We start from the raw sequence: 10,252 nt of genomic DNA on the forward strand, positions 1-10,252 counted from the left end.
ACGCAACGAACACCCCAACCGCCCGTCCAACTCCCCCAACACCCCGTCAAAAGCCTCCCGGAACACCGGGAACGCCTCATACAACCCACGCCCCATACCCAACCGCTGCGCACCCTGACCCGTGAACACAAACGCCGTCAGACCGGCTGGCTCGGCGCAGGAGCGCACCGGGCTGTCCGTCTCGTCGCCGGCGGCGAGCGCGGTGAGGCCCTGGACGAGTTCATCGCGTCCGGCGGCCAGCAGGACGGCCCGGTGATCGAGGGCGGCGCGGGTCGTGGCGAGCGAGTATCCGAGGTCCCGGACGGAAGTCCCCTGTAGTTCGGGGGTGTTCAGGTGGGCGAGCAGGCGGGTGGCCTGGTCGCGCAGGGCGTGGGGGGTCCTGGCGGAGAGCGGCACCGGCGTCAGCGGCGAGGTCACGGCGACGGGTGCGGCAGGTGCGGCGTCGTCCTTGTGGGCGGGCGCCTCCTCGATGATGACGTGGGCGTTGGTGCCGCTGAGCCCGAACGCGGAGACGGCCGCTCGACGGGGCCGACCGCGGTCGGGCCAGGGCAGTGGTTCGGTCAGCAGCGAGATGTTTCCGGTCGACCAGTCGACGGCGGGGGTGGGCTCGTCCACGTGAAGGGTGCGGGGCAGAATGCCGTGCCGGATGGCCTGCACCATCTTGATGATGCCGCCGACGCCCGCGGCCGCCTGGGCGTGCCCGATGTTCGACTTGACCGACCCCAGGTACAGCGGCTGGTCGGCGGGCCGGTCCTGGCCGTAGGTGGCGAGCAGGGCCTGCGCCTCGATCGGGTCGCCGAGGGTGGTGCCCGTGCCGTGTGCCTCGACGGCGTCGACCTGGTCGGCGGTGAGCTGGGCCGCGGCGAGTGCCTGACGGATCAGTCGTTGCTGGGCGGGGCCGTTGGGGGCGGTGAGGCCGTTGGACGCGCCGTCGGAGTTGACGGCACTCCCCCGGACGACCGCGAGAACGGGGTGTCCGTTGCGCCGGGCGTCGGCGAGGCGTTCGACGACGAGCATGCCGACGCCTTCGCCCCACCCGGTGCCGTCGGCAGCGGCGGCGAAGGACTTGCACCGGCCGTCGGGGGCGAGGCCGCGTTCCTGGCTGAAGCCGACGAAGGAGGTGGGGGTGGCCATGACCGTCACACCACCGACCAGGGCGAGGGTGCACTCGCCCGAACGCAGTGACTTCACCGCCCAGTCGAGGGCGACCAGGGACGACGAGCACGCCGTGTCGACAGTGACGGCCGGGCCCTGGAGGCCCAGGGTGTAGGAGATGCGTCCGGAGGCGACGCTGGCCAGGCCGCCGGTGCCGCCGTCCGTGGCGTAGTCGTGGTAGACGACGCCGGCGAACACGCCGGTGAGGCTGCCCTTGAGCGCGTGCGGGTCCACGCCCGCGTGTTCCAGCGCCTCCCACGACGTCTCCAGCAGGAGCCGCTGCTGGGGGTCGGTCTCGCGGGCGTCCTTGGGACTGATCTTGAAGAAGTCGGCGTCGAACCGGTCGGCGTCGTGGAGGAATCCGCCTTCGCGGGCGTACGTCCTGCCTGGCGTGGCGGGTTCGGGGTCGTAGAGCCCGTCCACGTCCCATCCGCGGTTCACGGGAAAGGTCGTGATGCCGTCCCGGCCTGTGGCCACGAGGTCCCACAGCTCGTCGGCCGAGGTCACTCCGCCGGGATAGCGGCAGCTCATGCCGATGATCGCGATGGGCTCGTGCTCCCTCGCCTCGGCCTCGCGCAGCCGTCGCTTCACCTGCCGCAGGTCGGCGGTGGCGCGCTGGAGGTAGTCCCGAAGCTTGTCCTGGGTTGCCATCTGTATCTCTACCAATCTCGGGGCGTGCATCAGCCGTGCCGGGCGGGAGCTAGAGGAGTCCGATCTCCTGGTCCAGCACCTCGAACAGCTCGTCGTCGGTGACCGAGTCGAGGTCGTCCTCGGCCTCGGTCCGTGTCGTGTCGTCACCGTGGGCGTCCTGCCAACGGCGCAGCAGCGCTTCGAGGCGGGAGGTGATCTTCGGCCGGTCCCCCGCGTCGGGGGCGGCGGCGATGAGGGTCGCGTCGAGCTGGTCGAGCATGCTCATCAGGGCCTTGGCTCCGTCGTCGTCGGCGGATCCGTCCCCGAGGAGCTCGGTGAGGTGGGTGGCGACCGCTCGGGAGTCCGGGTGGTCGAACACGAGACTCGCGGGGAGGGTGAGGCCGGTGGCGCTGCCGAGCCGGCGGCGGAGTTCGACGGCGGCCAGCGAGTCGAATCCCAGGTCCTGGAAGGCCCGGTCGGCTTCGACGGCTTCCGGCGTCGGGTGCCCGAGCAGGGTGGCGACGTGGGAGCGGACCACCTCCAGCAGGATGCGTCGGCGCTCGTCCTCGCCACGCCCGGAGAGGCGTCGGCGCAGTTCGGCGGCGGTGTCGGTGCCGGTACGCGCCCTGGTGCGCCCGGGGATCCGTACAACGGTGGTGAGCACCGGCGGCACCTGCTCGGCCTGGGAGCGCAGCACCTTCTGGTCCAGGTGGAGTGCGAACAGGGCGGCCTCGCCGGTACGCAGCGCGTCGTCCAGGAGGAGCATGTTCCGGTCGTCGGGCAGGGGTGGCAGTCCCAGGCCGGCCATCCGTCGCCCCTGTTCGCCTTCGGTTTCGGCGGGTGCCGACGCCGGGCCGAGTGCGAGGGTGGTGGCACAGAGCCCGAGGGTGCGGCGGTGGTGGGCGAGGGCGTCCAGGAAGGTGTGTGCGGCGGCGGTGTGGGCCGCTCCGGCTCCGTGGATCAGGCCCTGGGGCGAGGAGAGGAGCACGAAGGCCGACAGACCGAGGTCCGCGGTGAGTTCGTGGAGATTCCAGGCGGCGTCCGCGTGGCGCAGGGCCCGGTCGAGCAGGTCCCCGGTCCGCTCGCCGATCAGGGCGTTCATCTCGGTGCTGCTGCCCGTGTGGACGACCGCGGTGAGCGGCCGGTCAGCAGGGAGGGTGTCGAGCAGTGCGCCAAGGGCCTCCCGGTCGGCGGGGTCGCAGTCGCTGAGGACGAGATCGACACCGTGTTCCGCGGCGAGGAGTTCGATGTCGGCGGCGGAGTCGGGGCTGGAGGGTTCGGTGGGGCGCGGGGCCCCGGTCACCAGGAGCCGGGTGATGCCGTGTGCGGTGATGAGGTGGCGGGCGGTCACGGCGCCCGCGCCGCTCGTTCCCCCGGTGACCAGCACCGTGCCCTTGACCGGCGGCGCGAAGTCGCCGGTGCCGGGCGCGACCGTGGCGAGTCCGGGGACCAGGACTGTGCCGCCGCGGATGGCGAGTTCCTCGGCGCCTGAGGTCAGGGCGTCCGGCAGTGTGGTTGCGGAGGCCTCGGACCCGTCCAGGTCCGCGAGGACGATCCGTCCGGGGTGCTCGCTCTGCGCGGCCCGGACCAGGCCCCACAAGGGTGCCTGGCGGACGTCGACCGCCCCGTTCCCGGTCGCGACGGCGTCGCGCGTGACGACGACCAGCTTCGCCCCGTCGGCGGGCTCGTGGTCGAGGAACTCCCGTACCAGGGTCAGCACGCGGGCGGTGTGCGTACGGATCGAGCTGAGCACGTCGTCGTCCGGCGCGGCCGGGACCGGCAGCAGGACGAAGCCGGGTGCGGAGCCCGCAGCGGGCTCACGGGGGTCGTGGAGGGGGTAGGGGCGGCCGGTGCGCGGGTCGTCGACGGGCCCGGCGGCGGCGAGCACCGCGGTCCTCGCGCCGAGGGCGGCGATGTCGACGGGCGAGGGAGTCCACTCCAGCCGGTACAGCGCGCCCTGGGGCTCACCGCCGGCCAGCTCGTCCGGGGCGACGGGCCGCCAGGTGGTGGCCTCGACCGAGAGCACGGGTCGGCCGTGTTCGTCGGCCAGGTGGAAGGACGGGGCGGTTCCGTCGGCGGGCCGGACGACGCGGATGCGCAGCGCCGTGGCGCCGACGCGGTGGGCGTGGACGCCGGTCCAGGCAGCGGGGGTCAGCGGCCCGTCGGCCGGCTCCGCCTGTGCGGCGCCCTCCGTGGAGCCGTCGGGCAGGGTGCCGAACCGGGCCAGCTGGACGGCGGCGTCGAGCAGGGCCGGATGCAGGGCGCACCGGTCGCGGGCGGCCTCGTCGTCGAGTGCGGCCTCTGCGAACAGTTCGTCGCCGCGACGCCAGACGGCCCGGAGCGTGCGGAAGGCGGGTCCGTACCAGTGGCCGAGCGCGAGCAGCCGGTCGTAGGCGTCGTCGGGGTCCACCGGGACGGCGTTCGGCGGCGGCCAGGCCGCGAGGTCGTATCCGTCCGGTTCGCCGGCGGGCTGGGCGAGGACGCCCTCGGCGTGGCGGATCCACGGTGCGCCGTCGCCCGTGCCCTCGGACCCGTCGGAGTCGGCGGGTCCGGAGTGGATGGCGACGGTGCGGCGGCCGTCCTGCGTGGGAGAGCCGACGGAGACCCGCAGCGCGACGCTTCCGTCCGAGGGCAGGGGCAGCTGCGCCACCACCTGGAACCGGTCCAGGCGGGGGCAGCCGGTCTCCATGCCCGCCCGCAAAGCCAGGTCGACGAAGGCGGAGGCGGGCAGGGCCACTGTGCCCAGCAGATCGTGGTCGTCGAGCCAGGGCAGGACGGAGCGTTCCAGTCGGCCGGTGAGCAGGGCGCCGCCGGTGTCCGGGAGGGTCACGAGCGCGCTCAGCAGCGGGTGGTCCACATCGCCGAGCCCGGCCGCGGCCAGATCGGCACCGGTGCGTTCGGGGAGGGCCCAGAACGTCTCGCGGCGGAAGGCGTAGGTCGGCAGATCGATCCGGTTCGCGCCGCTGCCGGCGAAGAACTCCGCCCAGCCGACCGGCACATGACGGGAGTGGGCGAGAGCGACGGCCCGGACGAGTTCGCGTGCCTCGTCGCGGTCACGGCGGGCGAGCGGCAGGAAGGCACCGGCCGCCGTGTCGGGGAGGCAGGCCGGGCCGAGCGCGGAGAGCACGGCGTCGGGGCCGACTTCGAGGTAGGTGGTGACGCCCGCCTCGTCGAGCGCCCGTATCCCGTCGGCGAACCGGACGGCTTCACGGACGTGCCGGACCCAGTGGGCGGGGTCGGCGAGTTCGGCGGCCGTGACGGCCCGTCCGGTCAGGGTGGAGACGATCGGTATCGAGGGTTCGGCGACCTCGATCTCTGCGGCCACCCGGGCGAACTCCGCCAGCATCGGCTCCATGAGGGGTGAGTGGAAGGCGTGCGACACCCGCAGGCGCTTCGCGGTACGACCCAGCGCGGTGAAGTGGTCCGCGACGGCCTGCACGGCGTCGGCCGCCCCGGACACGACAACGGATTCGGGCCCGTTGACCGCGGCGACGGCCACCTCCGCGGTGAGCAGCGGGATCACCTCGTCCTCGCTCGCCCGCAGCGCCACCATGGCACCGCCCTCGGGCAATGCCTGCATCAGCAGGCCGCGTTCGGCAACCAGCCGGGCGGCGTCCGGGAGCGGGAGGGCGCCCGATACGTGCGCGGCGACCAGTTCCCCGACGGAGTGCCCGGCGAGCAGGTCGGGGTGAATGCCCCAGGACTCCAGGAGCCTGAACAACGCGACCTCGAAGGCGAACAGTCCGGCCTGGGTGTAGGCGGTGCGGTTCAGGGCGGCTTCGTCATTCCGCACGACGTCGGCGAGCGGCCGGTCCAGGTGACGGTCGAGCGCGGCCACGGCGTCGTCGAATGCCTGGGCGAAGACGGGGTAGGCGCGGTGGAGTTGCCCGCCCATCCCGGCCCGCTGTGCGCCCTGTCCGGAGAAGAGGAACGCGGTGAGTCCGCCGGGCCTGCCGGATTCGCCGTCGCCGGTGCGGACCGTGTCGGGGGTGGAGCCGCCGTCCGCCAGGACCGCCAGGTCGCGGAGCGCCTGGGTCCGGTCGCTGACGACCAGGGCGGCGCGCTGCTCCAGAGCCGTACGGGAGGTCGCCAGCGAGTAGGCGATGTCCAGAGCGCGCGCGTCGGGCCGGGCATCGAGGTGGGTCAGCAGGCGGGCCGCCTGCCGGGCGATGCCTTCCGGGTCGCGGGCCGACAGGAGCCAGGGCACGGGCGTGGTGCCGGGCTCCGGCACGTCGATCGTGGTGGCGGACCTCGTGTCGGTGACGTCGGGCGTGCGGCGGGATCCTTCAGCGGCGTCGGGGGTGAACCGGGGGCCGTCGGTGGCGTCGTGCGTCGCCGGCGGCGCTTCGATGATCACGTGGGCATTGGTGCCGCTGATACCGAACGACGACACCCCGGCCCGGCGGGGCCGGTCGAGCTCGGGCCAGGGCCGGGCACGGGTCAGCAGGGCGACCTCTCCCGCCTCCCAGTCGACCTGGGGTGACGGTGCGTCGAGGTGCAGCGACCTGGGCAGGATGCCGTGCCGCATCGCCTCGACCGTCTTGATCACACCGGCGATACCGGCGGCGGCCTGGGCGTGGCCGATGTTCGATTTGATCGATCCGAGGTGGAGCGGCCTGCCCTCGGCGCGTCCCTGTCCGTAGGTGGCCAGCAGCGCCTGCGCCTCGATGGGGTCGCCGAGGGTGGTGCCGGTGCCGTGCGCCTCGACGGCGTCGACGTCGGCGGTGGTGAGGCCGGCGTTCGTGAGTGCCTGGCGGATGACGCGCTGCTGGGAGGGGCCGTTGGGCGCCATGAGTCCGTTGCTCGCGCCGTCCTGGTTGACGGCACTCCCCCGCACCACCGCCAATACCGGGTGACCGTGCCGGCGGGCGTCCGACAGCCGCTCGACGACGAGCATTCCGGCACCTTCGGACCACGCGGCACCGTCGGCGGCGGCGGAGAACGAGCGGCACCGGCCGTCGCGGGAGAGCCCGCGCTGCCGCGCGAATTCGATGAAGGTCTCCGGCGTGGACATCACGGTCACCCCGCCGACGAGGGCGAGCCCGCACTCTCCGGACCGCACGGCCTGAGCAGCCAGGTGCAGGGCCACCAGGGACGACGAGCACGCGGTGTCCACCGCCAGCGAGGGCCCTTCGAGCCCGAAGGTGTAGGAGACGCGGCCGGGGCCCAGGGAGCCGGCGGCACTGTTGCCCGCGTAGTCGTGGTACATCGTCCCGGTGAAGACACCGGTCGCGGTGCCCTTGAGTGACAGCGGGTCGATCGCCGCCCGCTCCAGCGCCTCCCAGGCGACCTCCAGCAGCAAGCGGTGCTGCGGGTCGGTCGTCAGCGCGTCGTTGGGGCTGATGCCGAAGAATCCGGGGTCGAACTCCGCCGCGTCGTGAAGGAATCCGCCGTGCCGTACGTAGCAGGTGCCGGTCCGGGCCGATTCGGGGTCGTACAGTCCCTCCAGGTCCCAGCCCCGGTTCCGGGGGAACTCCGTGATGGCATCGACTCCGTCGTGGACGAGCTGCCACAGGTCCTCGGGGGTGCGGACGCCTCCGGGGTAGCGGCAGGCCATCGAGACGATGACGACCGGGTCGTCCTCGCCGGACACCGTGTCCGCACTTGCGGGTACGGCGGTGGCTGCGGTCCGCTCACCCACGAGCAGGGTGTCCAGGTGATCAGCCACCGCGCGGGCGTTGGGGTGGTCGAAGACGAGGGTGGACGGCAGGCGGACGCCGGTGACGGACGTCAACTGGTTGCGCAGCTCCATCGCGGTCAGGGAGTCGAACCCGATCTCGGTGAAGGCACGGTCGGGCTCGACGTCCCCGGCCGATCCGTGTCCGAGTACGGACGCGACCTGGGCCCGCACCAGGTCGAGGAGGGTACGCAGGCGTTCTTTCGGGGCCAGGGCGGCCAGAGCGGCCTGGACATCCGGGATCGCTGTCGCAGCGGCGGCCGAGGCGCGGGGCCTGCGGCGTACGAGGCCGGAGAAGAGCGGCGGCAGCGGCTCCGCGGCGCGCAGCGCCTTGATGTCGAGGCGGACCGGCAGCAGATGCGGTGCCGCGGTCAGGGATACGGCCGCGTCGAGCAGGGCCAGTCCCTGAGCGGCGCTGAGGGGTTCGACACCGGAGCGGCTCATACGGCGCAGATCCGTGTCGTCGAGACCGCTCGCCATGCCGTCCTCGTCGGCCCACAGACCCCAGGCGAGCGACTGCGCGGGGAGATCCTGTGCGCTGCGCAGGGCGGCGAGTGCGTCCAGGAAGGCGTTACCGGCGGCGTAGTTGGCCTGGCCGGCGTTGCCGAGCACCCCGGCGACGGACGAGAAGAGCACGAAAGCGGTGAGGTCGAGGTGAGCCGTCAACGCGTGGAGGTTCCACGCCGCGTCGACCTTCGGGCGCAGGACGTCGGTCAGGCGACCGGGAGTGAGCGAGCCGATGGTGGCGTCATCCAGCACGCCCGCACAGTGGACGACGGCGGTCGGCGGGTGCAGCGCCAGCAGGGCACGTGCGGCGTCGCGGTCGGCAAGGTCACAGGCCACGACGGTGACCTCGGCGCCGAGACCGGTCAGCTCCGCGCACAGGTCGGCGGCGCCCGGTGAGTCCGGTCCCCGACGGCTGGTCAGCACCAGCCGTCGGACGCCGTGGGCGGTGACGAGGTGGCGGGCGACGAGCACCCCGAGAGTGCCCGTGCCGCCGGAGAGCAGCACCGTCGCGTCCGCACCGCCGAAGCGGGCGGACGGCTGCGCATCGATTCCGGTCGCACGCCCACCTGCTTCGGTGACCTGATCGGCGGCGACGTCGTCGAGGGCGTCGCCGGTCCGCTCCACGGCGTCAGGCGCTGTGCGTACGCGGGTCAGTCTGGGGGCCCATGCCGCACCCTGCCGGACAGCTGCCTCGGGCTCGTCGGAGGCCAGGAGCGTGGCGATGTCCAGGGTGCCGTCCGTGTCGACGAGCAGGATCCGGTCCGGGTTCTCGGCCTGCGCGGACCGCACGAGGCCCGCGACGGCCGCCGCGGCCGGATGCGCCACCGTCTCGCCGGGCAGGGCGACAGCGCCACGGGTCACGACGAGCAGCCGGCTTGTCGCGAACCGGTTGTCCGCCAGCCACTCCTGTACGACTCCGAGCGCGCGGCCGGTCATGGTGTGCGCGTCGAGCACCACATCAGCGGCGGGGGGCGGGCACTCCCACACCAGAACCGCGGCGCCCGTTCCGGCGCCGCCGTTGCGGTCCTCCCAGTCCACGGTGGCGGGGGCAGGAGCAACGGTCGTGGTGGGCAGCGGGGCCCACTCCACGGAGTACAGAGCGCCGCCCTGCCCCCCGGCGGCGCGCTTGACCGCGACCGGGCGGGTGACGAGGGAGCCCACGGAGAAGACCGGTCGTCCCGTCTGGTCCGCACCGGTGACGGTGATGCTGTCGGTGCCGGACGGCGCGATCCTCACCCGGAGTCGGGCCGCCCCGGATGCGTGAAGGCGAACGCCCTTCCAGACGAAGGGGAGCAACGCCGTCTCCGGGTCGGCTTCGGTGCCTTCGGGTGCGTCGCCGTCGCCGACCAGCGAGGCGTGCAGCGCGGAATCCAGCAATGCGGGGTGCAGACCGTAGCGTTCGGCCTCCGTTCCCGTCGCTTCCGGCAGGGCCACTTCGGCGAAGGTTTCGTCGCCCCGGCGCCAGGCTGCCGTGAGCCCTTGGAAGACGGGCCCGTAGCCGTAGCCCTGGGCGAGAAGCCGGTCGTAGACGCCGTCCAGCTCCAGCGCGGTGGCGGCTTCCGGAGGCCAGACCGTGGCATCGAAGGACGGCACGGTCGCATCGGTGACCAGGAGACCTTCGGCGTGCAGGGTCCAGGGGCTGTCGGCCGCGTCGTCGTCCTCGTCGCGGGAGTACACGGCGACGCTCCTGGCACCGGCCGCATCGTCCAGCCCCATGCGTACGCGCACCTGGACGCCACCGCGGGGCGGCAGCACCAGGGGGGCGTGCAGGGTGAGCTCGTCGAGCACGTCGCAACCGACCTGGGCGCCGGCACACAACACCAGCTCCACCAGGCCTGTGCCCGGAAAGAGGATCGAACTCCCCATGCGGTGATCGGCGAGCCACGGCTGTGTGTCGACGGACAACCGGCCGGTGAGCAGCAGGCCACCGTCCGCCCCCGGGAGTGCCACCGCGGCACCGAGCAGCGGGTGATCTGCATCTGACAGGCCCAGCGACCCGTGGTCGGCGCCATCCAGCTCGGCAGTCATCCAGTACCTCTCCCGCTGGAAGGCGTAGGTCGGCAGACCGACCCGGCGGGCACCCGAACCCTCGAAGAACCGGGCCCAGTCGACCGTGACTCCCGTGACATGGAGCCGGCCGAGCGCGGTGACAGCCGTGGACGCCTCGTCACGGTTCTTCCGCAACAACGGAACAAACACCGCCGACTCCGAAACCACCGACTGCTGCGCCATCCCGCTCAGCACACCATCAGGCCCGATCTCCACGAACACCGACACACCCCG

Annotated in this window: 2 protein-coding genes; both read right to left on the reverse strand. The window is 73.1% G+C overall.

Translation table 11 applies throughout. The features are described 5' to 3' along the window. Positions 1–1,812, reverse strand: a 1,812-nt coding sequence (locus IEZ15_RS42520) for a type I polyketide synthase (RefSeq protein WP_373302765.1), incomplete at its 3' end; no start/stop codon positions are given. Between the two features lie 43 nt (positions 1,813–1,855). Further along, the gene (locus IEZ15_RS42525) at positions 1,856–10,234 is read right to left on the reverse strand and encodes a type I polyketide synthase (protein ID WP_189282300.1); all 8,379 of its coding nucleotides are present in this window, start codon (positions 10,232–10,234) and stop codon (positions 1,856–1,858) included. Between the last annotated feature and the right edge of the window lie 18 nt (positions 10,235–10,252).

It is taken from the genome of Streptomyces atratus (genome assembly GCF_014648655.1).
GTDB lineage: Bacteria > Actinomycetota > Actinomycetes > Streptomycetales > Streptomycetaceae > Streptomyces > Streptomyces atratus.